The organism is Pseudomonas sp. NPDC089422 (genome assembly GCF_044749405.1).
In the GTDB taxonomy this organism is placed as follows: domain Bacteria; phylum Pseudomonadota; class Gammaproteobacteria; order Pseudomonadales; family Pseudomonadaceae; genus Aquipseudomonas.
The window spans coordinates 300,415-325,940 of record NZ_JBIVHW010000003.1; the positions used below are offsets into that span (position 1 = coordinate 300,415).

Consider the following 25,526-nt stretch of genomic DNA (forward strand, 5'->3'; position numbering starts at 1 on the left):
CCGCCGCGGTCTGGCGGGGGCCGGGATCTACCCTATTTGTCCACGCTGACGCCGTAGAAGGCGTTCAACGCGAACGGGCTGATCTTGAAGTCCTTCACCTTGGCACTCATCGGCTGGTACACCGTGGAGTGGGCGATCGGGGTGATCGGCACCTGCTCCTTGAGGATGTGCTGGGCCTTCTGGTACAGCTCGGTCCGTTTGGCCTGGTCGGACGTGGCCTTGGCCTGCTTGATCAGGTCGTCGTAGGGCTTGTAGCACCACTTGGAGAAGTTGTTGCCGTCGATGGCGTCGCAGCCGTAGAGGGTGCCCAGCCAGTTGTCCGGGTCACCGTTGTCGCCGCTCCAGCCGATCAGCATGGCGCCCTGTTCGCCGCCTTTGGAACGCTTGATGTATTCGCCCCATTCGTAGCTGACGATCTTCGCCTTGATACCGATCTTGGCCCAGTCGGACTGCAGCATCTCGGCCATCAGCTTGGCATTGGGGTTATACGGGCGTTGCACGGGCATGGCCCACAGGGTGATCTCGGTGCCTTCCTTGATGCCGGCTTCCTTGAGCAGTTGCTTGGCCTTCTCTGGGTCGTACGGTGCGTCCTTGATACTGGTGTCATAGGACCACTGGGTGGGCGGCATGGCATTGACTGCCAGCTGGCCGGCACCCTGGTAGACCGACTCGATGATTTTCTTCTTGTCCACCGCCATGTCCAGCGCTTCGCGGACTTTCAGCTGGGCCATCGGGTTGGGCTCGTTGCTGCCCTTGATCTTGTCCATCACGTTGTAGGCGATGTAGCCGAGGTTGAAGCCGGCCTGTTGCGGCATCTGCAGGTTCTTGTCGGCCTTCAACGGCTCGATGTCGGCCGGCCGCGGGAACAGGGTGACCTGGCATTCGTTCTTCTTCAGCTTCTGCATGCGCACCGAGGCGTCGGTGGTGATGGCGAAGATCAGGTTGTCGATCTTCACGTCCTCGGGCTTCCAGTAGTCCTTGTTGCCCTTGAAGCGGATCTGCGCGTCTTTCTGGTACTTGCTGAACACGAACGGGCCGGTGCCGATCGGCTTCTGGTTGATATCGGCGGCCTTGCCGTCCTTGAGCAGCTGGTCGGCGTATTCGGCGGACTGGATGGAGGCGAAGCTCATGGCCAGGTTCTGGATGAATGCGGCGTCCACTTCGTTCAGGGTGAATTTCACCGTGTGATCGTCGAGCTTCTCCACCTTGGTGATGTTCTTGTCCATGCCCATGTCGGTGAAGTACGGGAATTCGGTGGGGTAGGCCTTACGGAACGGGTGATTCTTGTCGAGCATGCGGTTGAAGGTGAACAGCACGTCGTCGGCGTTGAATTCGCGGGTCGGCTTGAAGTAGTCGGTGGTGTGGAACTTGACCCCTCCGCGCAGGTGGAAGGTGTAGGTCTTGCCGTCGTCGGCCACGTCCCATTTAGTCGCCAGGCCAGGGATGACCGCGGTACCGCCGCGTTCGAACTGGGTCAGGCGGTTGAATACGGTCTCGGCCGAGGCGTCGAAGTCGGTTCCGGTGGTGTATTGCCCCGGGTCGAAGCCGGCCGGGCTGCCTTCGGAGCAGAACACCAGGTTGGACGCGGCCTGGGCCAGCGGAGCGCCGGCGAGCAAGCCTGCACCGAGCAGGAACGGAATGACTGCGTGTTTGAGCATGGTGGCCTCATTGTTGTCATTTTTGGTTTGAGGTGGCCTCGTGAGCCGACCTGCGGATACTTATGCAGGGGGTATTCCCAATGCAACAGGCAGAAGGATAGTTGGCGTCAGAAAAGTAGTACGAGCGTACATGGATGTCGCATTCGTATAACTTTCCGCGAAGTTGAACGTTTGCGAGGGCTAAATGATGGCTTTTTGCTGGATGTTTCGGGGCGGGGGAGGGTGTAGGGCGCACCTCTATAGTGCGTAGGAAATATCTGAATTTGGCGAAAGGGGGCGCGAAGCGCCCCTGGCGATCTTCAGGGCATCTGCACTTCGATCAGGCCATCGGCATTCATGCTGACTTCACTGGTACCCGCCTCGATATCCGGCGCAGGCGCCGCCTCGTCTGCACCCTTCGCCATCATCGCCATCGGCGCGCTACGCAGGTAAGGGCGCGGGTAGCCGGAACTGTTCAGGTTCAGGCTGACCACTTTATAGCCCTTGCCCCCCAACGCTTCGGTGGCCAGCTGCGCCCGGGCCTTGAACGCATTCACCGCATCCTTGAGCAGCTCGTCTTCGCTGGCCTTGCGCGTGGCCGGGGCAATGGAGAAGTCCATGCCACCCATCTTCAGGTCCTGTAGCAGGTCGGCGGTGAGCTGGGACAGGGCCGGGAAGTCGGCACCTTCCAGGCGCAGCTCGGCGCGCTCGCGCCAGCCGGTGATCTTCTGGCCCTTGCTGTCATACACCGGGTAGCTGTTGCGGCTGCCCTGGCTGATCTTCACGTCCTTGACCTGGCGCGCCTGTTGCACGGCCTTGTTCATGGTTTCGGTGATCTGCTTGGCGAGCTTGCCCGGGTCGGTATTCTGCGCTTCGCTGTAGAGGGTCACGACCATCAGGTCGCGAGCCACTTCCTTGCTGACTTCGGCGCGCAGCGATACCTGGTTGTAGCGCGGCTCGTCGGCCGCCAGCGCCGGCAGGCTGGCGAGCAGGCCGCAGGACAGGATCAGGGCCGCGCCGCGACGTGGGATGTGCATGTGTAACTCCTTGGCAATAGTGGGCGTGGATTGTGTTCATCCATTCCACGCATGGCCCATCAGACCGGGACCAGTGTAGTGGGTTCAAAAGTGCCATCATGAACTTGTGACAAAGTGTGGCGCTTTGCCGCATCGCTGCAGTGGGGCGCCCGGCTTCGGTATACTCCAGCCGATTTTCCTGGAGCACTCATCGGGAGAGCGCATGCTCGCCGCCGCACAACCGTTGTCCGCAACACGTCAGAACCTCTGGCGCCTGACTGTCATTCGCGTTCTGGTCCTGGCCGCCCAGGCAGGCTCCGTGGGCGTCGCCTACTGGACCGACCTGCTGCCGCTGCCGTGGCTCTCGCTGGCCGCGACCCTGGCCCTGTCGTCGCTGCTCTGCGCCTTTACCGCCTTGCGCCTGCGCCTGTCGCTGCCGGTCACCGAGACCGAATATGCCTTGCAGCTCGCCTGCGACCTGCTGATCCACAGTGCCTTGCTGTACTACTCGGGGGGCTCGACCAACCCGTTCGTGTCCTATTACCTGGTGCCGCTGGCCATCGCCGCGGTGACCTTGCCGTGGCTGTATTCGCTGATCCTCTCGGGCATCGCCCTGACGGCCTACAGCCTGCTGCTGGTGCAGTTCTACCCGCTCGAGGGGCTGCCGATGGCGCGGGACAAGATGCAGGTCTATGGCATGTGGCTGAGTATCGCCCTGGCCGCTGCGGTGATTACCTTCTTCGCCGCGCGCATGGCCGAGGAGCTGCGTCGCCAGGAGCAACTGCGTTCCGAGCGCCGCGAAGAAAGCCTGCGTGATGAACAGCTGCTGGCCGTGGCCACCCAGGCTGCTGGCGCGGCCCACGAACTGGGCACACCGCTGGCGACCATGAGCGTGCTGCTCAATGAGATGCGCCAGGATCACACCGACCCCCTGTTGCAGGAAGACCTGCAGATCCTTCAGGACCAGGTCAAGCTGTGCAAGGAAACCTTGCAGCAGCTGGTGCGCGCCGCCGAGGCCAACCGCCGCCTGGCCGTGGTCGAACAGGACGTCACCGCCTGGCTCGACGAGGCGCTGAACCGCTGGCACCTGATGCGCCCGGAGGCCAGCTACCGCTTCCAGCGCCTGCGCGACGGCCAGGTGCCGCGCCTGACGCCGCCACCGGACCTGACCCAGGCACTGCTGAACCTGCTGAACAATGCCGCCGATGCCTGCCCCGATGACCTGCAGGTGACCCTTGACTGGGATGCCCAGGACATCCTGATCAGCATCCGCGACCATGGCCCCGGCGTGCCGCCGGCCATTGCCGAAGCGATCGGCAAACCCTTCATTACCACCAAAGGCAAAGGCTTCGGCCTGGGCCTGTTCTTGAGCAAGGCCAGCGTGACCCGTGCGGGCGGTTCGGTGAAACTCTATAGTCATGAACAGGGTGGCACCCTGACCGAACTGCGCCTGCCCCATGGCAAGCGAGGAGATGAATGATGAGCGAAGAAAACCAGGTCGAAAGCGAAGAGCTGCCGCACCTGCTGCTGGTGGACGATGACGCCACCTTTACCCGGGTCATGGCCCGCGCCATGAGCCGCCGTGGTTTCCGCGTGAGCACTGCCGGTTCCGCTGAAGAAGGCCTGATCCTGGCCCAGCAGGACCTGCCGGACTACGCCACGCTGGACCTGAAGATGGAAGGCGACTCGGGCCTGGTGCTGCTGCCCAAGCTGCTGGAGCTGGACCCGGAGATGCGCGTGGTGATCCTCACCGGTTACTCGAGCATCGCCACCGCCGTCGAGGCGGTCAAGCGTGGTGCCTGCAACTACCTGTGCAAGCCGGCCGACGCCGACGACGTGCTGGCCGCGCTGCTGTCGGAGCATGCCGACCTGGACTCGCTGGTGCCGGAAAACCCGATGTCGGTGGACCGCCTGCAGTGGGAGCACATCCAGCGCGTGCTGAACGAGCACGAGGGCAATATCTCCGCCACCGCGCGGGCATTGGGCATGCACCGCCGGACCTTGCAGCGCAAACTGCAGAAGCGCCCGGTCCGCCGCTGATTCAGCGTTGGCTTGTTCGCGGGTAAGCCCGCTCCCACAGGTTCTGCGCAGCCCTCGGGCCTGTAGCAATTCCTGTAGGAGCGGGTTTACCCGCGAAGAGGCCGGTGCAGACAGAAACATGTTTAAAGTCCTGCTCGATCCCCGCATTTCCTGACGCGTTGGCGTATCATCAGCCGCCTAACGGCAACCTCATCAGGACCGCTTGCGCATGCTCGCCCTTCTCATCCAGACGCTGAACATCACGGCGCCCGTCTTCGCCATGCTGTTCATGGGCGTGCTGCTCAAACGCATCCACCTGATCGACGACAATTTCAACCGCGTCGCCTCGCAGCTGGTGTTCAACGTCTGCATGCCGGCGTTGCTGTTCCTCGGCATCTACCACGCCGACCTGGCCACAGCGGTGCAGCCCAAGGTCATCCTCTATTTCGTCGCCGCCACCCTGGTCGGCTTTGCCGTGTCCTGGGGCATGGCCATCTGGCGCAGCCCGCTGGCCGATCGCGGCATCTACACCCAGGGTGCGTTCCGCGGCAACAACGGTGTGATCGGCCTGGCCCTGGCCGCCAGTCTCTATGGCGATTACGGCATCTCCCTGGGGGCGGTGCTCGCCGGCCTGGTGATCCTCATGTACAACTCGCTGTCGTCGGTGGTGCTGGCGGTGTACAGCCCGGACCTCAAGTCCGACCCCTGGAGCATCTGCAAGAGCATCTTCAGCAACCCATTGATCATCAGCGTGCTGGTCGCCACGCCCATGGCTTACGGCCAGGTGCCGCTGCCCAACTGGCTGCTCACCTCGGGCGACTACCTGGCGCAGATGACCCTGCCGCTGGCGCTGATCTGCATCGGCGGTACCCTGTCACTGGCGGCGCTGCGCGACAGCGGCAAGCTGGCCATCGATGCCAGCCTGGTGAAGATGGTCTGGCTGCCACTGATCGGCACCCTGGGTGCCTGGTTGTGCGGTTTCCGTGGAGCCGAGCTGGGCATCCTGTTCCTCTACATCGGCAGCCCGACGGCGGCGGCCAGCTATGTCATGGCCCGCGCCGCCAACGGCAACCATGAGCTGGCGGCCTCGATCATCGTGATTACCACGCTAATGGCGGCGATCACCACCAACATTGGTATTTTCATCTTGCAGTGGGGCGGATGGATCTAGATCCTTGACTGCAAAACAACAGCAACAAGACTGCCTCACTGAGCCAAAGGACATTTCATGCAAGACCAGAGCACGCCCGAGCCGCTGAAGCGCGGGTTGAAGAATCGCCATATTCAGCTGATCGCGCTGGGTGGTGCCGTGGGCACCGGGCTGTTTCTGGGCATCGCCCAGACCATCCAGCTGGCTGGCCCCTCCGTTTTGCTGGGCTACGCCATCGCCGGTCTGATGGCCTTCTTCATCATGCGCCAATTGGGTGAGATGGTGGTCGAGGAGCCGGTCGCCGGCAGCTTCAGCCACTTTGCCCACCAATACTGGAGCGAGTTCGCCGGGTTCGTCTCCGGTTGGAACTACTGGGTGGTGTACGTGCTGGTCGGCATGGCCGAGCTCACGGCCGTGGGTATCTATGTGCAGTACTGGTGGCCGGAGTTCCCGACCTGGGCCACGGCGGCGATCTTCTTCGTGGTCATCAACCTGATCAACCTGACCCAGGTGAGGGTCTACGGCGAGATGGAGTTCTGGTTCGCCCTGGTCAAGGTGGTGGCTATCGTCAGCATGATCGGCTTCGGTGCCTGGCTGCTCGCCAGCGGCCACGGCGGACCGGATGCCAGCGTAGCCAACCTGTGGCAGTACGGCGGGTTCTTCCCCAATGGCGTGACCGGGCTGGTGATGGCGCTGGCGGTGATCATGTTCTCGTTCGGTGGCCTGGAGCTGGTCGGTATCACGGCCGCCGAGGCCGATAACCCGCGCCAGAGCATCCCCAAGGCGACCAACCAGGTGGTCTACCGCATCCTGATCTTCTACATCGGCGCGCTGGCGGTGCTGCTGTCGCTGTACCCCTGGCAGAAAGTGGTGCAGGGTGGCAGCCCGTTCGTGATGATCTTCCACGAACTGGACAGCGACCTGGTGGCGACGATCCTCAACATCGTGGTGCTGACCGCCGCGCTGTCGGTGTACAACAGCTGCGTGTACGCCAACAGCCGCATGCTGTTCGGCCTGGCCAGCCAGGGTGATGCACCGCGTCAGTTGCTGAAGGTGAGCCGCAGCGGCGTACCACTGACGGCGCTGGGGGTTTCGGCCTTTGCGACCGGCCTGTGCGTGCTGATCAACTACCTGATGCCCGGTGAGGCGTTCGGCCTGTTGATGGCGCTGGCGGTGTCGGCGCTGGTGATCAACTGGGCCAGCATCAGCATTACCCACCTGAAGTTCCGCAAGGCCAAGCTGGCGGCCGGGATTACCCCGTTCTACCAGAGCTGGGGGCACCCGCTGACCAACTACCTGTGCCTGGCGTTCATCGTGCTGATTCTGGTGGTGATGTACCTGACCCCGCCGATCCGCATCTCGGTGATGCTGATTCCGGGGTGGATTGCAGTGCTTTGGGTGGCCTTCAAGCTGAAGAAGGCTCGCCAGGTTCGCCGTTAGATTTTGATCGCCAATGAGACCGAGCGCCGCCCGCGCGGCGCTCGATCTCACTGGCGATGTAAGGCTACAGGCATGCGCTTGGTGGCCCTCCCGCAATCCCCTGCATGGCACTCCTTAATGTTGCCTGCGCCAAGCCCGCGCAGTCGTGTACAGCAGCACCGCACCCAATACAGGCAAAACGTAGAACAGCATCAACTGCTCGAGGCGGCCGGCCAGCGGCATGCCCATGGTAAAGGCCGCCACATGCAGGCCATAGACCAGATACAGGCAGAGGAAAACCAGTCCCTCGACACGGGTAATACGGTAGCCGGAATAGAACACTGGCAGGCTCAGGGCCGCGACACCCAGCATGACCGGCAGGTCGAACGCCAGCGCATTGGGCGAGATGGTCAGCGGCTCGGGGGTGATCAACGCCGTCAGGCCGAGCACTGCCAGCAGGTTGAACAGGTTGCTGCCGATCACCGTGCCGACTGCAATCTCCCGCTCGCCTCGAATGGCGGCGATCAGCGCGGCGGCAAGCTCGGGCAGGGACGTGCACACGGCGACCACGGTCAGGCCGATGACGCGTTCGGACAGGCCGAGATCGGTGGCTACTTCAATGGCTGCTTCCAATAGCAGGTGGCCGGCCAGGCTCAGCAGGCCAAGACCGAACAGTACTTGTAGCAGCGTCCCGGACCAGAAGCGTCCGGCGCTGGCCGCCCCGGCATGCTGGGCGGGATAGGTGCGGGCATAGTTGCGAGACTGGTGCCACAGCATGGCCAGGTAGCCCGCCAGGGCGAGCAGCAGCAGCAGCCCTTCGGCCCGGCCCAGGTGGCCATTGGCACAGAGCGCATAGACCACGCCGCTGGCGACGATCATCAACGGGATGTCCAGGCGCACCAGTTGGCGTGATACCCGCAGCGGGATGATCAACGCGGCCAGGCCGAGGATGACCAGCACATTGAAGATGTTGCTGCCGATCACGCTGCCCACGGCCACGTCGGGCGCACCTTGATAGGCGGCCTGCAGGCTCACGGTCAGCTGCGGTGCGGTACTGCCGAAGGCCACCAGGCTGAGGCCGATGATCAGTGGCCGCACGCGCAGGCGCTGGGCCAGGCGCAGGGCGGCACGCACCAGGAGTTCGGCTCCGGCGATCAGCAGCAGCAGGGCAACGCCCATTTGCAGCAGGCTGAAGGTGGGGAGGGTGGCCAGGTCGAAAATGATCAGACTCCTGTCAGGTCAGTCGCTCAGACCTTGTACCCGGACGCGCGCCGTTCCGCTACGGAGCATGCCGATTTTTTCTGCTGCAGCGCGTGACAGGTCGATCAGCCGGCCACGGGTATGCGGGCCGCGGTCGTTGATACGGACCACCACACTGCGATCGTTGGCCAGGTTGGTGACCAGCACCCGGCTGCCAAACGGCAGGCTGCGGTGGGCGGCGGTGAGGCCGTGCTGGTTGAACGGTTCGCCGCTGGCGGTGCGTTTGCCGTGGTGGCGCGAGCCGTAAAAGGAGGCGGTGCCGGTTTCGTTGTAACCGCGCGGGTCGATGTCGTGGCTGGCGCAGCCGGCCAGGAAAGAGAAGAGGGCTAGCGTACCTAGGGATCGTTTTAGCAATTCGGATGCTCCGGTGCATTGGGGCCGCTGCGCGGCCCATCGCGGATAAATCCGCTCCTACAGGCGTGACGCGATTCCTTGTAGGAGCGGATTCATCCGCGATCGAGGGCAAAGCCCTCGCCGCCTTTTTCAGCTCACCCTTCGAGCTTGGCCTTGAGCAATTGGTTCACCTGCCCCGGGTTGGCCTTGCCTTTGGACGCCTTCATCGCCTGGCCGACGAAGAAGCCGAACATCTTGCCACGCTTGGCCTCATCGGCGGCGCGGTACTGTTCGACCTGTTCGGCGTTGGCAGCGAGCATTTCGTCGAGCATCTTGTCGATCGCACCGGTATCGGTGACCTGCTTGAGGCCACGGCTTGAGATGATGCTGTCGGCATCGCCTTCACCGGCGGCCATGGCCTCGAACACGGTCTTGGCGATCTTGCCGCTGATGGTGTTGTCGCGAATGCGCAGCAGCATGCCGCCCAGGTGCGCGGCGCTGACCGGCGCCTGGTCGATCTCGATGCCCAGTTTGTTCAGCAGGCTGCCCAGCTCGACCATGACCCAGTTGGCGGCCAGTTTGGCGTCGCCACCGATCTTTACTACTTCTTCGAAGTAGTCTGCCTGTTCGCGGCTGGAAGCCAGCACGTTGGCGTCGTAGGCTGACAGGCCGTACTGGCTCTGGAAACGCTCGACCTTCTGTGGTGGCAACTCTGGCAGGCCGGCACGGACGGTTTCCAGGAAGCTGTCCTCGATCACCACCGGCAGCAGGTCCGGGTCGGGGAAGTAACGGTAGTCGTTGGCCTCCTCCTTGCTGCGCATGGAGCGGGTCTCGTCCTTGTTCGGGTCGTACAGCCGGGTTTCCTGCACCACCTTGCCGCCGTCCTCGATCAGGTCGATCTGGCGCTGGATCTCGCTGTTGATCGCGCGCTCGATGAAGCGGAACGAGTTGACGTTCTTGATCTCGCAGCGGGTGCCGAACTCGGCCTGGCCTTTCGGGCGGATCGACACGTTGCAGTCGCAGCGCAGCGAGCCTTCGGCCATGTTGCCGTCACAGATGCCCAGGTAGCGCACCAAAGCGTGGATGGCCTTGACGTAGGCCACGGCTTCCTTGGCGCTGCGCATGTCCGGCTCGGAGACGATTTCCAGCAGCGGCGTGCCAGCGCGGTTCAGGTCGATGCCGGTGGAGCCGCTGAAGTCTTCGTGCAGGCTCTTGCCGGCGTCTTCTTCCAGGTGCGCGCGGGTCACGCCGATGCGCTTGATGGTGCCGTCTTCAAGGGCGATGTCCAGGTGGCCCTTACCGACGATCGGCAGGTCCATCTGGCTGATCTGGTAGCCCTTGGGCAGGTCCGGGTAGAAGTAGTTCTTGCGTGCGAACACGTTGCGCTTGCCGATCTCGGCATCGATCGCCAGGCCGAACATGCAGGCCATGCGCACGGCTTCCTGGTTCAGCACCGGCAGTACGCCGGGCATCCCTAGGTCAACCAGGCTGGCCTGGGTGTTCGGCTCGGAGCCGAAGGTGGTGGCGCTGCCGGAGAAGATCTTCGACTGGGTGGCCAGCTGGGTATGAATCTCCAGCCCGATCACAACTTCCCATTGCATGTGTGAATTCCTCAGAAGCCGTTAGGGGCGCGGGTGTGCCAGTCGGTGACTTGCTGGTAACGGTGCGCGACGTTGAGCAGGCGGCCTTCCTGGAAGTACGGGGCCAGCAGCTGCACGCCGACCGGCAGGCCATCGACGAAGCCGGCTGGCATCGACAGGCCCGGCAGGCCCGCCAGGTTGGCGGTGATGGTGTAGACGTCTTCCAGGTAGGCGGCGACCGGGTCGCTGCTCTTGGCGCCAAGCTTCCAGGCCGGGTTCGGCGTGGTCGGGCCGAGGATCAGGTCGACGTCGTTGAAGGCGGCCATGAAGTCGTTCTTGATCAGGCGGCGGATCTGCTGCGCCTTGACGTAGTAGGCATCATAGTAGCCGGCCGACAGGGCGTAGGTGCCGACCATGATGCGGCGCTGCACTTCGGTACCGAAGCCTTCGCCACGGGAGCGCTTGTACAGGTCGGTCAGGTCCTTCGGCTCTGCGCAGCGGTAGCCGAAGCGCACGCCGTCGAAACGCGACAGGTTGGAGGAGGCTTCGGCCGGAGCGATCACGTAGTACGCCGGGATTGCGTGCTGCATGTTCGGCAGGCTGATTTCCTTGACCACCGCGCCGAGCTTTTCCAGCTCCTTGACGCTGGCCTGGACCAGCTCGGCGATGCGCGGGTCGAGGCCGGCACCGAAGTACTCCTTCGGCAGGCCGATGCGCAGGCCCTGCAGCGAACCGTTGAGGCCGGCGCTGTAGTCCGGTACCGGCTCGTCGATGCTGGTGGAGTCCTTGCTGTCGAAGCCGGCCATGCCTTGCAGCAGCAGGGCGCAGTCTTCGGCGGTGCGCGCCAGTGGGCCGCCCTGGTCGAGGCTGGAGGCGTAGGCGATCATGCCCCAGCGCGACACGCGACCGTACGTCGGCTTGAGGCCGGTAAGGTTGGTCAGTGCCGCCGGCTGGCGGATCGAGCCACCGGTGTCGGTGCCGGTGGTGGCTGGCAGCAGGCGCGCGGCCACGGCCGCGGCCGAACCGCCGGACGAACCGCCAGGCACGTGCTCGAGGTTCCACGGGTTCTTCACCGGGCCGTAGTGGCTGGATTCGTTGGCCGAACCCATGGCGAATTCGTCCATGTTGGTCTTGCCCAGGGTGACCATGCCGGCTTCGGCCAGCTTGGCGACCACGGTGGCGTTGTACGGCGCCTTGAAGTTGTCGAGCATCTTCGAGCCGCAGCTGGTGCGTACGCCGAGGGTGCAGAACAGGTCCTTGTGGGCGATCGGTGCACCGAGCAGCGCGCCGGTCTCGCCAGCGGCGCGACGGGCGTCGGCGGCACGCGCCTGGCCCAGCGCCAGTTCTTCGGTGACGCTGATGAAACTGTTGATCTGTGGGTCGATCTGCTTGACGCGCGCCAGCAGGGCGCCGGTCAGCTCTTCGGAGGAAAACGACTTGTCGGCGAGTCCGCGGGCGATCTCGGCCAGGGTCAATTCATGCATGGCAGGCTCTATCCCTTACTCGATGACTTTGGGAACCAGGTACAGACCGCTTTCGGTCGAGGGTGCGATGGCCTGGTAGGCGTCGCGCTGGTTGCTTTCGGTGACCTGGTCGGGGCGCAGGCGCTGGCTGGCCTCCAGGGGGTGGGCCAGGGGCTCGATGCCGTTGGTGTCGACCGCTTGCATCTGGTCGACCAGGCCGAGAATGCTGTTCAGGGCGTCAGTAATGCGTGGCAGTTCGCCTTCATTCAGGCCCAGGCGGGCCAGATGGGCGATCTTTTCCACGTCGCTGCGTTCAAGCGCCATGGTGATCTCCAGGGGAAACAAAGAACGGAACAGGGTCCGCAGTGAGGAACATGTCAGCATTTTGGCGGTCTAACGGCCGCGATCATCTGCTGGCGTGCTCGGAAAAACAGCCAATTTAACATATTGGCTCCTTGCCCAAAATCCCTGCCATTGTTAGAGTTTGCCGCACTTTTTTACCCACGCTTTCCCCAGGGTCACTTTCCCATGTTCAAGAAACTGCGTGGCATGTTTTCCAGCGATCTTTCCATCGACCTGGGGACTGCCAACACCCTTATTTACGTGCGTGAGCGCGGTATCGTCCTGAATGAGCCCTCGGTTGTTGCCATCCGTACCCACGGCAACCAGAAAAGCGTCGTCGCCGTCGGTACCGAAGCCAAGCGCATGCTGGGCCGCACGCCAGGTAACATTGCTGCCATTCGTCCGATGAAGGACGGCGTCATCGCCGACTTCAGCGTTTGTGAAAAGATGTTGCAGTACTTCATCAACAAGGTTCACGAAAACAGCTTCCTGCAGCCGAGCCCACGCGTGCTCATCTGCGTGCCGTGCAAATCGACCCAGGTAGAGCGCCGCGCCATTCGCGAGTCGGCCCTGGGTGCCGGTGCCCGTGAAGTGTTCCTGATCGAAGAGCCGATGGCCGCTGCCATCGGTGCCGGCCTGCCGGTCGAAGAAGCCCGCGGCTCGATGGTCGTCGATATCGGTGGCGGTACCACCGAAATCGCCCTGATCTCGCTGAACGGTGTGGTCTACGCCGAGTCCGTCCGCGTTGGCGGCGACCGCTTCGACGAAGCCATCGTCACCTACGTGCGCCGCAACTACGGCAGCCTGATCGGCGAGTCCACCGCCGAACGTATCAAGCAGGAAATCGGTACCGCCTACCCGGGCGGCGAAGTGCGCGAAGTCGACGTGCGCGGCCGCAACCTGGCCGAGGGCGTACCACGCGCCTTCACCCTGAACTCCAACGAAGTCCTGGAAGCCCTGCAGGAATCCCTGGCGACCATCGTCCAGGCGGTCAAGAGCGCCCTGGAGCAGTCGCCGCCGGAGCTGGCTTCCGACATCGCCGAGCGCGGCCTGGTGCTGACCGGTGGTGGCGCGCTGCTGCGTGACCTCGACAAGCTGCTGGCCCAGGAAACCGGCCTGCCGGTGATCGTCGCCGAAGACCCGCTGACCTGCGTCGCCCGTGGCGGCGGTCGCGCCCTGGAGATGATGGACAAGCACGCGATGGACCTGCTCTCCAGCGAGTGATCCCCGCTGCTTTCGATAGCCCGGTTTACAGGTAGCACGCGCAGTGCTACCTGTATGCGCTGGGCTGGCGTCCATCCGGGCGTCGTTTCCGTCAACCCGCAACCAGGCTGGTGCGTTGTCCCATGTCCAATGACCTCCTGAGTCGTCCACGAGGAACGGCCCATTAAACCGCTTTTCTCCAAGGGCCCTTCACTGGGCGTTCGCCTGCTGGTACTGGTGGTGCTGTCGGTCGCGTTGATGGTTGTCGACGCGCGTTTCGACGTGCTCAAGCCGGTGCGCAGCCAGATGGGCCTGGTGCTCATGGAATCGTACTGGATCACCGACCTGCCGCAGCGAGCGTGGCAAGGCGTGGCCGGCCAGTTCGGCAGCCGCACCGAGCTGATCGCCGAAAACGAAAAACTCAAGACCGAAGCCCTGCTGCTGCAGGGGCGCCTGCAGAAGCTGGCGGCCCTGACCGAGCAGAACGTGCGCCTGCGCGAGCTGCTCAACTCCTCGGCGCTGGTCAACGAGAAGGTCGAAGTGGCCGAACTGATTGGCGTCGACCCCAACCCGTTCACCCACCGCATCCTGATCAACAAGGGCGAGCGTGATGGCGTGTTCCTCGGCCAGCCGGTGCTCGATGCCCGTGGCCTGATGGGCCAGGTGGTCGAACTGATGCCGTATACCTCCCGCGTCCTGCTGCTGACCGACACGACCCACAGCATTCCGGTGCAGGTCAATCGCAACGGCCTGCGCGCCATCGCCAGCGGCACCGGCAACCCGGAGCGCCTCGAGCTGCGCCATGTCGCTGACACCGCCGACATCAAGGAAGGCGACCTGCTGGTGAGTTCCGGTATGGGCCAGCGCTTCCCGGCCGGCTACCCGGTGGCCACGGTCAATGAAGTGATCCACGATTCCGGCCAGCCGTTCGCCATCGTCCGTGCCATACCTACCGCCGCGCTCAATCGCAGCCGCTACATGCTGCTGGTATTCAGCGACCGGCGCACCCCGGAACAGCGCGCCACCGACGCAGCGATCGCCCAGGAAGAAGCCGACCGCAAGGGCGCTGGCCAACCGGCCGCCACTGCCGAGCATCCGGCAGCGGCCCCAGCGGTTCCAGCGGCAGCGGCCACTCCGGCTCAGCCACCTGCAGCTCCGGCCGCAGCGCCCGCCAGCCCAGCCGCCGCACCTGCGGCACCCGCCCATCCACGGAGGCAATGATGGCCAAGTCGCGCCGTAATCACGGTTGGGTCATCTGGCTGACGTTCGCCATCGGCCTGCTGCTCAGCGTTTCGCCCATGCCACAGTTCCTCGAAGTGTTCCGGCCCATGTGGCTGGCAATGCTGGTGTCGTTCTGGACCTTGAACGTGCCGAACAAGGTGGGCATGACCACCGCCTTCGTCCTGGGCCTGGCCGAGGACGTGCTGTATGGCACCTTGCTGGGGCAGAACGCGTTCATCCTCACCCTGATCACGTTCCTCGTGCTGTCGCTGCAGCAGCGCCTGCGCATGTTCCCGCTGTGGCAGCAGAGCCTGGTGATCCTGGTGATCTTCGGTATCGCCCAGCTGATCCAGCTGTGGCTCAGCGCGCTCACCGGCAATCGTCTGCCTACCCTGGCGCTGGTCTGGTCCGCCGTGATCAGTGCCTTGCTCTGGCCATGGATCAGCTTCGCCTTGCGCGACCTGCGCCGACGTTTGCATATCAACTGACGGCGCTGCCACTGACAGGGAGATGTCTGAATGAAACCCCTCTACCTCGCCTCCGGCTCACCGCGCCGGCGTGAACTGCTCGGCCAGATCGGCGTGCCGTTCACGGTCATCAGTGCACCCATCGATGAAACGCCGCTGCCAGGCGAAAGCGCCGAGGCCTATGTCGAGCGCCTGGCCCGGGCCAAGGCCGAAGCCGGCCTGGCCACGCTTCAGGGCCCTGCGGTGGCGCTTGGCGCCGACACCGCGGTGGTGCTCGATGGCCGTATTCTGGGCAAGCCGGAAAACCGCGAACAGGCCCTGACGATGCTGGCCGACCTGGCTGGCCGCGAGCATCAGGTGCTGACAGCGGTGGCCTTGAGCGATGGTCAGCACTGCGAGAGCCTGTGCGTCAGCAGCACCGTGCGTTTTCGCCCTGTCGATGCCAGCGAAGCCGAGCGCTACTGGGCCAGTGGGGAACCTGCGGACAAGGCGGGGGGCTACGCCATCCAGGGCCTGGGCGCGGTGTTCGTCACCGGGCTCGAAGGCAGTTACTCGGCAGTGGTCGGCCTGCCTTTGAGCGAAACGGCCGACATGCTTGCCCGGTTCGGTATCGCCTGCTGGCAGGTACCGGCGCTTTTGCCAGAGGTAACAAACCAGCGGTAGCCAGCCCGGCACACGCGATCCATCATTACCGAAGACCTTTGACGAGAGCCTGCCATGAGTGAAGAGATCCTGATCAACATCACCCCGATGGAATCGCGTGTGGCGGTGGTGGAAAACGGGGTGCTGCAGGAAGTGCACGTCGAGCGCACACAGCGCCGCGGCATCGTCGGCAATATCTACAAGGGCAAGGTGGTGCGGGTGCTGCCGGGCATGCAGGCGGCGTTCGTCGACATCGGCCTGGAGCGCGCGGCGTTCATCCATGCGTCGGAAATCTCCCAGCGCGAAGGCTCGGCGGTGGAGAACATCACCGCGCTGGTGCACGAGGGCCAGGCCCTGGTGGTGCAGGTAACCAAGGACCCGATCGGCACCAAGGGCGCACGCCTGACCACGCAGCTGTCGATTCCCTCGCGTTACCTGGTGTACATGCCGCGCAGCAGCCATGTCGGCATTTCCCTGAAGATCGAAGACGAAGCCGAACGCGAACGCCTCAAGCAGGTGGTCAGCGACTGCATGGACAGCGAGAACATCAAGGACGCCGGGGGCTTCATCCTGCGTACCGCCGCCGAGGGCGCGCGGGCCGAGGAAATCCTCCAGGACATCCGCTACCTGCGCCGCCTGTGGGAGCAGATCGGCAGCCAGATCAAGACCTGCGGCGCGCCCACGGTCATTTACGAAGACCTCGGCCTGGCCCTGCGCACGCTGCGCGACCTGGTCAACCCGAAGATCGAGAAGATCCGCATCGACTCACGGGAAACCTTCCAGAAAACCACGCAGTTCGTCGTCGAACTGATGCCTGAAATCGCCGATCGACTGGAGCATTACCCAGGCGAGCGGCCGATCTTCGACCTGTATGGGGTCGAGGACGAGATCCAGCGTGCCCTGGAGCGCAAGGTGCCGCTCAAGTCCGGTGGCTACCTGGTGGTCGACCCGGCCGAAGCGATGACCACCATCGACGTCAACACCGGTGCGTTCGTCGGCCACCGCAACCTCGAAGAAACCATCTTCAAGACCAACCTCGAGGCCGCCACAGCCATCGCCCGGCAGCTGCGCCTGCGCAACATCGGCGGGATCATCATCATCGACTTCATCGACATGGAAGACGAAGAGCACCAGCGTCAGGTGCTGCGGACCCTGGAAAAGCAACTGGAACGCGATCACGCCAAGACCAACATCATCGGCATCACCGAACTGGGCCTGGTGCAGATGACCCGCAAGCGCACCCGCGAGAGCCTCGAGCAGGTCCTGTGCGAACCCTGTGTCGCCTGCCAGGGCCGCGGCAAGCTGAAGACCCCCGAAACCATCTGTTACGAGATCTTCCGCGAAATCCTCCGCGAGGCCCGTGCCTACCAGGCTGAAGGATATCGCGTGCTGGCCAATCAGAAAGTGGTCGATCGCCTGCTGGACGAAGAGTCCGGCAACGTTGCCGAACTGGAAACCTTCATTGGCCGAACCATTCGCTTCCAGGTCGAGTCGATGTATTCGCAGGAACAATATGATGTGGTGCTGCTCTGAGGCTTTCTGATACCCGCCCTGGATGGTACTGGCTGGCAAAATCGGCACGTCGGGCCATCATGGATAAACGACCTGGAGGGCCATGGCCATGGGACGTCTGAACCGCGTTCTTGTCGCCTTGACCCGCTGGGGGCTGGGCATTTGCGCCCTGCTCGCGGTACTGGTGGCGTTGTATGTCAGCCTCGGCCGCGAGCTGGTGCCACTGGTGGCCGAATACCGTGCCGACGTCGAAAGCAAAGCCGAACAGGCGCTGGGCCTGCCCGTGCATGTCGGGGCGCTGGAGGGGCAGTGGAGTGGCCTGGCGCCTGTCTTGCGGGTGCGTGACCTGCAACTGGGGGAGGGGGCTTCGGCCCTGCGCCTGGATGACGTCAAGGTGGTGCCCGACCTGTGGGCCAGCCTGACCTCCCGTGAAGTGCGCCTGGCGCGCATCGAGCTCGGTGGCCTGCAGCTGATTCTGCGCGAAGACGAGCAGGGGGGCTGGGCCCTCGAAGGGCTGCCGAAAAAGGATGACGCGCCGCTGGACCCTGCCGAGCTGTTGCAGCGCTTGCGCCAATTGGGCCGCATCGATGTGTTCGACAGCCAGGTCACTCTGCAGCCCTGGCAGCGTGACCCGCTGACCCTTACCTATGTCAGCGTCGGCCTGCAGGCCGGCGCATCACGCCAGGCCCTGGACCTGCGGGCGACCTTGCCCGACGGCCAGCCGCTGGCGATCAATCTGCGCAGCCGGGCAAACGCCAAGGCCTGGCGCGACGGCGAGGTCGAGGCCTACCTGAGCCTGCCGCAAAGCGACTGGGCGCGGTGGCTGCCGCCTGCCTTGCTGGGCCAGTGGCGGGCTGAAGCGCTGAAGGCCGGTGGCGAGTTCTGGGTCGACTGGAGCAAGGGCCAGTTGCAGCAGGCAGTGGTCCGGCTCAACGCCCCGCAATTGCGCGGTGCTTACGCCGAGCGCAAGGCCGTGGCTCTGGACAATCTAGCCGTGGCGGCCTGGTTCAAGCGCCGCGATCAGGGCTTCGATGTGGTGGTGGATTCACTCGCGGCGAGCATCGGCAAGACGCGTTGGGAATCGCACCTGCAAGTGAACCAGCGCCTGGGCGATGACCCCGCGGACGAAACCTGGCTCGTGCAGGCCGACCGCCTTGACCTCACCCCCTTGACCCCGTTGATCGATGCCTTGGCCCCTTTGCCGGACAAGCTCATGACCGTGGTCGATGCGCTGAAAGTCACCGGGGCCCTGCGCAACGTTCGCCTGGAAGCCCGGCCAAAAGCCGAGGGTGACCAGCGCCTGCAGTTCGCTGCCAACCTGGAGCGGGTCGGTTTCGATGCCTATCATGGCGCTCCGGCGGCCGGTAATGTCAGCGGCAGCATCAGCGGCGACCTCGGGCATGGCGAGCTGCGCCTGGATACTGACGCTTTCATGCTGCATCTGTATCCGATCTTCGCCAAACCCTGGCACTACCAGAAGGCCAATGCGCGCCTGACCTGGGCGCTCGACAAGCACGGTTTTACCCTCATCGCGCCCTACCTCAAGGTGCTGGGCGAGGAAGGCAAGATTGCCGGCGACTTCCTGATTCGCCTGCTGTTCGACGAAGGCGCCGAAAGCTACATGGACCTGCGCGTCGGCCTGACCGAAGGCGATGGCCGTTACACCGCCAAGTACCTGCCGGAAGTACTGAGCCCGGCCCTCGACGAATGGCTGCGCAGCGCCATCGTCAAAGGCAACGTCGATCAGGGCTACTTCCAGTACCAGGGCTCGTTGAACCACGGCGCCACGCCGGAAGCCCGCAGCATCAGCCTGTTCTTCAAGGTCCACGACGCCGCACTGGACTTCCAGCCAGGCTGGCCGCAGGTGCAGCAGGTGGACGGTGATGTGCTGATCGAAGATAGCGGCGTGCGCATCAAGGCCAGCAAGGGCTTGCTGCTCGACACCAAGGTCAGCGACGTCAGCGTGAATATTCCCCATGTCGACAGCGGCCAGCACAGCCACCTGTACCTTGACGGCAATTTCGACGGCAGCCTCGGCGATGGCTTGAAGATTCTCAAGGAAGCACCGATCGGCACTGGCGAGATCTTCGCCGGCTGGGAAGGCGAGGGCCCGCTCACGGGCAAGGTCAAGCTCGATGTTCCCCTGGCCCACGGCGAGCGGCCAAAAGTGCTGGTGGACTTCGCCACTGCCGACGCACGCCTGAAGGTGGCCCCGCCCAGCCTGGACCTGACACGCCTGAAGGGTGACTTCAGCTTCGACATCGACAAGGGGCTGAGCGGCAAGAACATCAGCTTGCAGGTGTTCGGCAAGCCCGCCACCGCGCAGATCAGCGCCGAGGGCCAGCCCGGTCAGATGCAGACGCGCATCAACGCCAGTGGCCAGGTTTCGCTGAAGTCCCTGACCGACTGGCTGCAGTTCAAGCAGGCATTGCCCGCCTCCGGCGACCTGCCGTACCAGTTGCAGGTCAATCTGGGCAGCCGTGATAACAGCTTGAATGTCAGTTCTTCGCTCAAAGGGCTGACCATCGACCTGCCAGTCCCCTTCGGCAAGGCGGCGGCGGATACCCGCAACACGCGTTTCAGCATGAACCTGCATGGGCCTGAGCGACGTTTTGATGTGGCTTACGCCGACCTGGCCCGTTTCGCCTACGCTGCACCGGCCGACAAGCTGGGCCAGGGCCGCGGCGAATTGCTGCTCGGTGCCGGGCAGGCGCAACTGCCAGCGGCTCAGGGGCTGCGGGTGAAGGGGCGGCTGGAAAGCCTGGACCTGGGCCCATGGCAGGAGCAGGCCGCACGCTTTGCCGGTGACGACCCCGGCGGCAATGCCCGGCAGAACCTGCAGGGTGCCGACCTGAGCATCGGCCAGCTGAAAGCCTTCGGCATGAGCCTGAACCAGGCCGTGGTGCGCCTGACCCGGGGCGGCACCGCCTGGGACCTGCGCCTGGACAGCAAGGAAGTCATCGGTAACGCGCGCGTGCCGGATGCCAAGGCTGCGCCGATGGTCGTGCGCCTGCAGACCCTGCGCCTGCCGCCGGCCGACCCGGCAGAGACACAATCGGAAGAAGGCCCAGACCCGCTGGCCTCGTTCGACCCGCGCAAGGTGCCGGCCCTGGACCTGAGCATCGACAAGCTGTACCGCGGCGACGACCTGTTCGGCAATGCTGCGCTGAAGCTGCGCCCGACTGCACGGGGTGTGACGGCGCAGGACATCGACCTGGATTTCAAAGGCCTGCATGTCGATGGCAGTGGCGGTTGGGAAGGCGAAACCGGGGCTACCAGCAGCTGGTACAAAGGCCGACTCGATGGCAAGAACCTCGCCGATGTGCTCAAGGCCTGGGGTTTCGCCCCGACCGTGACCAGTCGCGATTTCCGCCTGGATGTCGACGGCCGTTGGCCCGGTTCGCCGGCCTGGGTCGGCCTCAAGCGCTTCTCGGGCAGCATGGATGCCGCCTTGCGCAGCGGTCAGTTCGTCGAAGTGGAAGGCGGCGCCCAGGCCCTGCGAGTGTTTGGCCTGCTCAACTTCAACTCGATTGGCCGGCGCCTGCGCCTGGACTTCTCCGACCTGTTCGACAAGGGCCTGGCCTACGACCGGGTCAAGGGCCTGCTGGTAGCCAGCAGCGGTGTCTACGTGACCCGCGAGCCGATCACCGTGACCGGGCCTTCGAGCAACTTCGAACTCGATGGCACCCTGGACCTGGTGCGCGATCGGGTCGCTGCCAACCTGCAGGTGACCCTGCCGGTGACCAACAACCTGCCGCTGGCTGCGCTGATCGTCGGTGCGCCAGCGGTCGGTGGCGCGCTGTTCCTGGTCGATCGGCTGATCGGCGACCGGGTGTCGCGTTTTGCCAGCGTGCACTATCGCGTCGAAGGCCCTGTGAAAGAGCCTAAAATCACCTTTGTGAAACCGTTCGATAAATAAATTCGGGAGTGCCCATGAAGGCAGCGGTCATCCAGATGGTCAGCCAGAACGATGTGCTGGCCAACCTGCAGCGTGCGGGCGCCCTGCTCGAACAGGCAGCCTTGGGCGGTGCACGGCTGGCGGTGCTGCCGGAAAACTTCGCGGCAATGGGGCGCAAGGATGCTGCTGCCATCGGCCGCGCCGAAGCCATCGGCGAAGGTCCGATCCTGCCATGGTTGAAACGCACCGCACGCGACCTCAGATTATGGATTGTTGCCGGCACCTTGCCGCTGCCGCCGCAAGGCCAGCCTGACGCCAAGGCCCATGCCTGTTCGCTGCTCATCGACGAACAGGGCGAAGTGGTAGCGCGCTATGACAAGCTGCATCTGTTCGACGTGGATGTGGCCGATAACCGTGGCCGCTACCGCGAGTCCGATGACTATGCCCATGGTGCCCGGGTGGTGGTGGCCGATACGCCGGTAGGGCGGCTGGGGCTCAGCGTCTGTTACGACCTGCGCTTCCCCGAGCTGTACAGCGCCTTGCGCAGCGCCGGCGCAGAACTGATCACGGCACCGGCCGCGTTTACTGCGGTCACAGGCGCTGCGCATTGGGAAGTGCTGATCCGTGCCCGGGCCATCGAGACCCAGTGCTATGTGCTGGCGGCGGCCCAGGGCGGTACCCATCCAGGCCCGCGGGAAACCCACGGGCATGCGGCGATCGTCGACCCTTGGGGGCGGATCGTCGCAGAACAGGCGCACGGCGAAGCGGTATTGCTCGCCGAGCGCGACATTGATGAACAGGCGTCCATCCGGGCGCGCATGCCGGTCGCCACGCACCGGCGCTTTTTCTCGCAGGACGCCTTGCGGCCTGCGCACACCTCGGAGTGACTATGAGCCAGATGTTATCCACCGTCAGCGAGCAGCTCCTGGCCCCGGGCGGACTCACCCTCGACAGCCTGCAGAGCGTGCTGGGCGAGCTGGCCGGCCCCGGCATCGATGCCGCGGACCTGTATTTCCAGGGCCAGATCTCGGAAACCTGGGCACTGGAGGACGGCATCGTCAAAGAAGGCAGCTTCAACCTTGACCAGGGTGTGGGTGTGCGTGCCCAGTCCGGCGAGAAGACGGGCTTCGCCTACAGCAATGCGATCAACCTCGAGGCGCTGACTTCGGCGGCCCGTGCTGCCCGTTCGATTTCCCGCGCCGGCCAGAACGGCACGGTGCAGGCGTTCCGTAGCCAGGACGTGAATGCGCTGTATGCGCCGGACAACCCGCTGGATGTGCTCAGCCGTGCCGAAAAGGTCGAGCTGCTCAAGCGTGTCGATGCCGCCACCCGTGCTCTCGACCCGCGTATCCAGCAGGTCAGCGTCAGCATGGCCGGGGTCTGGGAGCGCATCCTGATTGCTGCCGCCGACGGTAGCCTGGCCGCCGATGTACGCCCACTGGTACGTTTCAATGTCAGCGTCATCGTCGAGCAGAATGGCCGCCGCGAGCGTGGCGGGCAGGGCGGTGGCGGGCGTACCGACTACCGCTTCTTCACTGAAGACCGTGTCATGGGCTATGCCCGCGAAGCGCTGCGCCAGGCGCTGGTGAACCTTGAAGCCATCCCGGCCCCTGCCGGCACCTTGCCAGTGGTACTGGGCTCCGGCTGGTCGGGCGTGCTGTTGCACGAAGCGGTCGGCCATGGCCTGGAAGGCGACTTCAACCGCAAGGGTAGCTCGGCATTCAGCGGGCGGATTGGTGAGAAGGTCGCTTCGGAACTGTGCACCATTGTCGACGACGGCACCCTCGAAGGTCGCCGTGGCTCGCTGAGCGTCGATGACGAAGGCACGCCGACCGAATGCACCACGCTGATCGAAAACGGCATCCTCAAGGGCTACATGCAGGACAAGCTCAATGCACGCCTGATGGGCATGGCGGTTACCGGCAACGGTCGCCGCGAGTCCTATGCGCACTTGCCGATGCCGCGCATGACCAACACCTACATGCTGGCCGGCAAGAGCGATCCGCAAGAAATCATCGCTTCGGTGAAGAAGGGCATCTACTGCGCCAACCTCGGCGGTGGCCAGGTCGATATCACCAGTGGCAAGTTCGTGTTCTCGACCAGCGAAGCCTACCTGATCGAAGACGGCAAGATCACCGCACCCGTGAAAGGCGCAACCCTGATCGGCAACGGGCCGGAGGCCATGAGTCGGGTGTCGATGGTCGGTAACGACCTGGCCCTGGACAGCGGAGTGGGAACGTGCGGCAAGGATGGGCAATCGGTGCCGGTAGGCGTCGGGCAGCCGACCCTGAAGCTGGACGCGATTACCGTGGGCGGTACTGGCGCTTGAAGAATGTCCGGGGGCTGCAAGGCAGCCCCAGACGGCGGGAATCAGCGCAGACCGCGCTGCATCTCGTCGAGATCGCGGATGTACTTGAACACCTTGCGCGCAGCGGCAGGCGGTTTGTTCCGCGCCTTTTCGTGCTGGGCATGACGAATCAGCGAGCGCAGTTGCTGGCGATCGGTCTCGGGGTATTCGTTGACGAAACGCTCGAGGTCTTCATCGTTACCGTCGATCAGGCGGTCGCGCCAGCGCTCCAGGTTGTGGAAACGCTCGTTGTACTGGCGGCTGGAGCTGTCGATCTGCTCGAGCACGGCGTGGATGGCGTCCAGGTCCTGGTCGCGCATCAGCTTGCCGACGAACGACATGTGGCGCTTACGGGCGCCATGGGCGGTGTGCTTGCTGGCATCGGCCAAGGCCTTGCGCAGCTCGTCGGTCAGTGGCAGGCGCGCCAGGGTGTCGGCCTTGACCGTGGTCAGGCGCTCGCCGAGTTCGACCAGCGCATGCAGCTCGCGCTTGATCTGGGTTTTGCTTTTTTCGCCGTCGAAGGCGTCGTCGTATGAATCAACCATGGTGGCAGTCCGCTAGAAATCGCCGCCATGATAACCAGTCGGGGGCCGCTTGTCCGGCCCGGTCGTAGAATGACCCCAAGCCGTACGCAGAATTTGAGTGGAGAAAACCATGAGTGCAGTCCAGAGCGTAGGCCCCAAGGACCTGCCAGCGTTGCAGGAGCAGGTCGAAGCGATCATTGCAGAAGCACGCAAGCAAGGCGCCAGTGCCTGCGAAGTGGCCGTGTCGCTGGAGCAGGGCCTGTCCACCACGGTGCGCCAGCGCGAAGTCGAAACGGTCGAGTTCAACCGCGACCAGGGCTTCGGCATCACCCTCTACGTTGGCCAGCGCAAGGGTTCGGCCAGCACCTCGGCCAGTGGCCCGGATGCCATCCGTGAAACCGTGGCCGCCGCTTTGGCGATAGCCAAACATACGTCCGAGGACGAATGCTCGGGCCTGGCTGACGCCGCGCTGATGGCCCGCGAGATCCCGGACCTCGACCTTTATCACGACTGGGATATCGAGCCGGAGAAGGCCATCGAGATGGCGCTGATCTGCGAGGCGGCGGCCTTCGATGCCGACAAGCGCATCCTCAATGCCGATGGCACCACCCTGAACACTCACCAGGGTTGCCGCGTTTACGGCAACAGCCACGGCTTCATCGGTGGCTACGCCTCGACCCGGCACAGCCTGAGCTGCGTGATGATCGCCGAAGGCGAAGGCCAGATGCAGCGTGACTACTGGTATGACGTGAACCGCCAGGGCAATCTGCTGGCCGACCCGCGCAGCATTGGCGTGCGCGCCGCCCAGCGTGCCGCCAGCCGCCTCGGTGCGCGGCCGGTACCGACCTGCGAAGTCCCCGTGCTGTTCTCCGCCGAGCTGGCGGGTGGCCTGTTCGGCAGTTTCTTGTCGGCCATTTCGGGCGGCAACCTGTACCGCAAGTCGTCCTTCCTCGACGGCGCCATTGGTCAGCGCCTGTTCCCGTCCTGGCTGACCCTCGACGAGCGCCCCCACATTCCGCGCGCGCTGGGCAGCGCTGCATTCGACGGTGACGGGTTGGCGACTTACGCGAAGCCGTTCGTCGACAAAGGCGAGCTGGTGTCGTACCTGCTGGGTACCTACTCCGGGCGCAAACTGGGCTTGCCGAGCACTGCCAATGCCGGGGGCGTGCACAACCTGTATGTCACCCATGGCGTGGAAGACCAGGCAGCGCTGATCCGCCGCATGGGCCGTGGCCTGTTGGTGACCGAGCTGATGGGCCATGGCCTGAACATGGTGACCGGCGATTACTCGCGCGGAGCGGCGGGCTTCTGGGTCGAGAATGGCGAGATCCAGCATGCAGTGCAGGAAGTGACCATTGCCGGCAATATGAAGGACATGTTCCAGCAAATTGTCGCGATTGGCAGTGATCTTGAGACTCGCAGCAATATCCACACGGGGTCGGTGCTGATCGAGCGGATGACGGTCGCGGGCAGCTGATACCTGCCAGAACCGC

The 25,526-nt window shown here is 64.2% G+C and carries 21 protein-coding genes; 13 read left to right on the top strand and 8 right to left on the bottom strand.

The window, feature by feature from the left end; genetic code table 11:
• Positions 1-32 precede the first annotated feature (32 nt).
• Together ACIPZ8_RS07520 and ACIPZ8_RS07525 are read right to left on the bottom strand one after the other, a co-directional pair.
• Complete coding sequence (locus tag ACIPZ8_RS07520; RefSeq protein ID WP_400721055.1) at positions 33-1,658, bottom strand: ABC transporter substrate-binding protein; 1,626 nt, start codon at positions 1,656-1,658, stop codon at positions 33-35.
• Between the two features lie 299 nt (positions 1,659-1,957).
• On the bottom strand, positions 1,958-2,674 hold the full coding sequence (locus tag ACIPZ8_RS07525; protein WP_400721058.1) for an SIMPL domain-containing protein: 717 nt from the start codon (positions 2,672-2,674) through the stop codon (positions 1,958-1,960).
• A 202-nt stretch (positions 2,675-2,876) separates the two neighbouring features.
• Between ACIPZ8_RS07525 and ACIPZ8_RS07530 the strand changes: the two genes are divergently transcribed.
• The 4 genes from ACIPZ8_RS07530 to ACIPZ8_RS07545 all read left to right on the top strand — a co-directional run bounded on the left by ACIPZ8_RS07530 (position 2,877) and on the right by ACIPZ8_RS07545 (position 7,262).
• The gene (locus tag ACIPZ8_RS07530; RefSeq protein WP_027920241.1) at positions 2,877-4,133 is read left to right on the top strand and encodes an ATP-binding protein; all 1,257 of its coding nucleotides are present in this window, start codon (positions 2,877-2,879) and stop codon (positions 4,131-4,133) included.
• Positions 4,133-4,693: a response regulator transcription factor gene (locus ACIPZ8_RS07535; protein ID WP_294336280.1), complete on the top strand. Its 561-nt coding sequence runs from the start codon at positions 4,133-4,135 to the stop codon at positions 4,691-4,693. Before ACIPZ8_RS07530 ends, ACIPZ8_RS07535 begins: the two co-directional genes overlap by 1 nt.
• Positions 4,694-4,901: 208 nt before the next feature.
• Complete coding sequence (locus ACIPZ8_RS07540) at positions 4,902-5,843, top strand: AEC family transporter (RefSeq protein WP_159412001.1); 942 nt, start codon at positions 4,902-4,904, stop codon at positions 5,841-5,843.
• 57 nt (positions 5,844-5,900) lie between these two features.
• Complete coding sequence (locus ACIPZ8_RS07545) at positions 5,901-7,262, top strand: amino acid permease (protein WP_400721062.1); 1,362 nt, start codon at positions 5,901-5,903, stop codon at positions 7,260-7,262.
• A 114-nt stretch (positions 7,263-7,376) separates the two neighbouring features.
• Here the strand turns inward: ACIPZ8_RS07545 and ACIPZ8_RS07550 are convergent, their stop codons facing one another.
• The 5 genes from ACIPZ8_RS07550 to gatC all read right to left on the bottom strand — a co-directional run bounded on the left by ACIPZ8_RS07550 (position 7,377) and on the right by gatC (position 12,201).
• Positions 7,377-8,420, bottom strand: a complete 1,044-nt coding sequence (locus ACIPZ8_RS07550) for a calcium/sodium antiporter (protein WP_400721065.1) — start codon at positions 8,418-8,420, stop codon at positions 7,377-7,379.
• Between the two features lie 60 nt (positions 8,421-8,480).
• A complete protein-coding gene (locus ACIPZ8_RS07555) occupies positions 8,481-8,855 on the bottom strand; it encodes a septal ring lytic transglycosylase RlpA family protein (RefSeq protein WP_156340905.1) in 375 nt (124 codons plus the stop codon).
• Between the two features lie 134 nt (positions 8,856-8,989).
• Positions 8,990-10,435, bottom strand: a complete 1,446-nt coding sequence (gatB, locus tag ACIPZ8_RS07560; RefSeq protein WP_027920235.1) for an Asp-tRNA(Asn)/Glu-tRNA(Gln) amidotransferase subunit GatB — start codon at positions 10,433-10,435, stop codon at positions 8,990-8,992.
• An 11-nt stretch (positions 10,436-10,446) separates the two neighbouring features.
• Entirely contained in the window at positions 10,447-11,898 is a 1,452-nt protein-coding gene (gene gatA, locus ACIPZ8_RS07565; protein ID WP_400721069.1) for an Asp-tRNA(Asn)/Glu-tRNA(Gln) amidotransferase subunit GatA, read from the bottom strand.
• 15 nt (positions 11,899-11,913) lie between these two features.
• The gene (gene gatC, locus ACIPZ8_RS07570; RefSeq protein ID WP_313201347.1) at positions 11,914-12,201 is read right to left on the bottom strand and encodes an Asp-tRNA(Asn)/Glu-tRNA(Gln) amidotransferase subunit GatC; all 288 of its coding nucleotides are present in this window, start codon (positions 12,199-12,201) and stop codon (positions 11,914-11,916) included.
• Between the two features lie 204 nt (positions 12,202-12,405).
• Between gatC and mreB the strand changes: the two genes are divergently transcribed.
• From mreB to tldD, 8 genes are all read left to right on the top strand, one after another.
• Complete coding sequence (mreB, locus tag ACIPZ8_RS07575; RefSeq protein ID WP_003255163.1) at positions 12,406-13,443, top strand: rod shape-determining protein MreB; 1,038 nt, start codon at positions 12,406-12,408, stop codon at positions 13,441-13,443.
• A 207-nt stretch (positions 13,444-13,650) separates the two neighbouring features.
• Entirely contained in the window at positions 13,651-14,643 is a 993-nt protein-coding gene (gene mreC / locus ACIPZ8_RS07580; protein WP_400721560.1) for a rod shape-determining protein MreC, read from the top strand.
• Entirely contained in the window at positions 14,643-15,131 is a 489-nt protein-coding gene (gene mreD, locus ACIPZ8_RS07585; RefSeq protein WP_103445582.1) for a rod shape-determining protein MreD, read from the top strand. The genes mreC and mreD overlap by 1 nt, the downstream gene beginning before the upstream one ends.
• A 30-nt stretch (positions 15,132-15,161) precedes the next feature.
• Positions 15,162-15,773, top strand: a complete 612-nt coding sequence (locus ACIPZ8_RS07590) for a Maf family protein (protein WP_400721073.1) — start codon at positions 15,162-15,164, stop codon at positions 15,771-15,773.
• A gap of 54 nt (positions 15,774-15,827) precedes the next feature.
• Positions 15,828-17,285, top strand: a complete 1,458-nt coding sequence (rng, locus tag ACIPZ8_RS07595; RefSeq protein WP_400721076.1) for a ribonuclease G — start codon at positions 15,828-15,830, stop codon at positions 17,283-17,285.
• Positions 17,286-17,367: 82 nt separating this feature from the next.
• Complete coding sequence (locus ACIPZ8_RS07600) at positions 17,368-21,183, top strand: YhdP family protein (RefSeq protein WP_400721078.1); 3,816 nt, start codon at positions 17,368-17,370, stop codon at positions 21,181-21,183.
• A gap of 14 nt (positions 21,184-21,197) precedes the next feature.
• Entirely contained in the window at positions 21,198-22,049 is an 852-nt protein-coding gene (locus tag ACIPZ8_RS07605) for a carbon-nitrogen hydrolase family protein (RefSeq protein WP_400721081.1), read from the top strand.
• A gap of 2 nt (positions 22,050-22,051) precedes the next feature.
• Positions 22,052-23,491, top strand: a complete 1,440-nt coding sequence (gene tldD, locus ACIPZ8_RS07610) for a metalloprotease TldD (RefSeq protein WP_400721084.1) — start codon at positions 22,052-22,054, stop codon at positions 23,489-23,491.
• 41 nt (positions 23,492-23,532) lie between these two features.
• Here tldD and yjgA read toward each other — a convergent pair whose 3' ends face one another.
• On the bottom strand, positions 23,533-24,054 hold the full coding sequence (gene yjgA, locus ACIPZ8_RS07615; RefSeq protein ID WP_027920225.1) for a ribosome biogenesis factor YjgA: 522 nt from the start codon (positions 24,052-24,054) through the stop codon (positions 23,533-23,535).
• A gap of 109 nt (positions 24,055-24,163) precedes the next feature.
• On the opposite strand from yjgA, the gene pmbA reads away from it, so the two are divergent.
• Positions 24,164-25,510 carry a metalloprotease PmbA gene (gene pmbA, locus ACIPZ8_RS07620; RefSeq protein WP_400721087.1) on the top strand — a complete coding sequence of 449 codons (1,347 nt, stop codon included), beginning with the start codon at positions 24,164-24,166 and terminating at the stop codon, positions 25,508-25,510.
• The last annotated feature ends 16 nt before the right edge of the window (positions 25,511-25,526 follow it).

What these genes read in the sequence shown, in the direction of transcription:
- ACIPZ8_RS07605 (WP_400721081.1), top strand. Translation starts at nt 21,198, where the DNA reads ATGAAGGCAGCGGTCATCCAGATGGTCAGCCAGAACGATGTGCTGGCC.
- ACIPZ8_RS07540 (WP_159412001.1), top strand. Translation starts at nt 4,902, where the DNA reads ATGCTCGCCCTTCTCATCCAGACGCTGAACATCACGGCGCCCGTCTTC.
- ACIPZ8_RS07545 (WP_400721062.1), top strand. Translation starts at nt 5,901, where the DNA reads ATGCAAGACCAGAGCACGCCCGAGCCGCTGAAGCGCGGGTTGAAGAAT.
- ACIPZ8_RS07550 (WP_400721065.1), bottom strand. Translation starts at nt 8,420, where the DNA reads ATGGGCGTTGCCCTGCTGCTGCTGATCGCCGGAGCCGAACTCCTGGTG.
- gatA (WP_400721069.1), bottom strand. Translation starts at nt 11,898, where the DNA reads ATGCATGAATTGACCCTGGCCGAGATCGCCCGCGGACTCGCCGACAAG.
- tldD (WP_400721084.1), top strand. Translation starts at nt 22,052, where the DNA reads ATGAGCCAGATGTTATCCACCGTCAGCGAGCAGCTCCTGGCCCCGGGC.
- yjgA (WP_027920225.1), bottom strand. Translation starts at nt 24,054, where the DNA reads ATGGTTGATTCATACGACGACGCCTTCGACGGCGAAAAAAGCAAAACC.
- ACIPZ8_RS07600 (WP_400721078.1), top strand. Translation starts at nt 17,368, where the DNA reads ATGGCCATGGGACGTCTGAACCGCGTTCTTGTCGCCTTGACCCGCTGG.
- pmbA (WP_400721087.1), top strand. Translation starts at nt 24,164, where the DNA reads ATGAGTGCAGTCCAGAGCGTAGGCCCCAAGGACCTGCCAGCGTTGCAG.
- gatC (WP_313201347.1), bottom strand. Translation starts at nt 12,201, where the DNA reads ATGGCGCTTGAACGCAGCGACGTGGAAAAGATCGCCCATCTGGCCCGC.
- ACIPZ8_RS07530 (WP_027920241.1), top strand. Translation starts at nt 2,877, where the DNA reads ATGCTCGCCGCCGCACAACCGTTGTCCGCAACACGTCAGAACCTCTGG.
- ACIPZ8_RS07590 (WP_400721073.1), top strand. Translation starts at nt 15,162, where the DNA reads ATGAAACCCCTCTACCTCGCCTCCGGCTCACCGCGCCGGCGTGAACTG.
- ACIPZ8_RS07525 (WP_400721058.1), bottom strand. Translation starts at nt 2,674, where the DNA reads ATGCACATCCCACGTCGCGGCGCGGCCCTGATCCTGTCCTGCGGCCTG.
- ACIPZ8_RS07535 (WP_294336280.1), top strand. Translation starts at nt 4,133, where the DNA reads ATGAGCGAAGAAAACCAGGTCGAAAGCGAAGAGCTGCCGCACCTGCTG.
- mreB (WP_003255163.1), top strand. Translation starts at nt 12,406, where the DNA reads ATGTTCAAGAAACTGCGTGGCATGTTTTCCAGCGATCTTTCCATCGAC.
- gatB (WP_027920235.1), bottom strand. Translation starts at nt 10,435, where the DNA reads ATGCAATGGGAAGTTGTGATCGGGCTGGAGATTCATACCCAGCTGGCC.
- mreD (WP_103445582.1), top strand. Translation starts at nt 14,643, where the DNA reads ATGGCCAAGTCGCGCCGTAATCACGGTTGGGTCATCTGGCTGACGTTC.
- ACIPZ8_RS07520 (WP_400721055.1), bottom strand. Translation starts at nt 1,658, where the DNA reads ATGCTCAAACACGCAGTCATTCCGTTCCTGCTCGGTGCAGGCTTGCTC.
- rng (WP_400721076.1), top strand. Translation starts at nt 15,828, where the DNA reads ATGAGTGAAGAGATCCTGATCAACATCACCCCGATGGAATCGCGTGTG.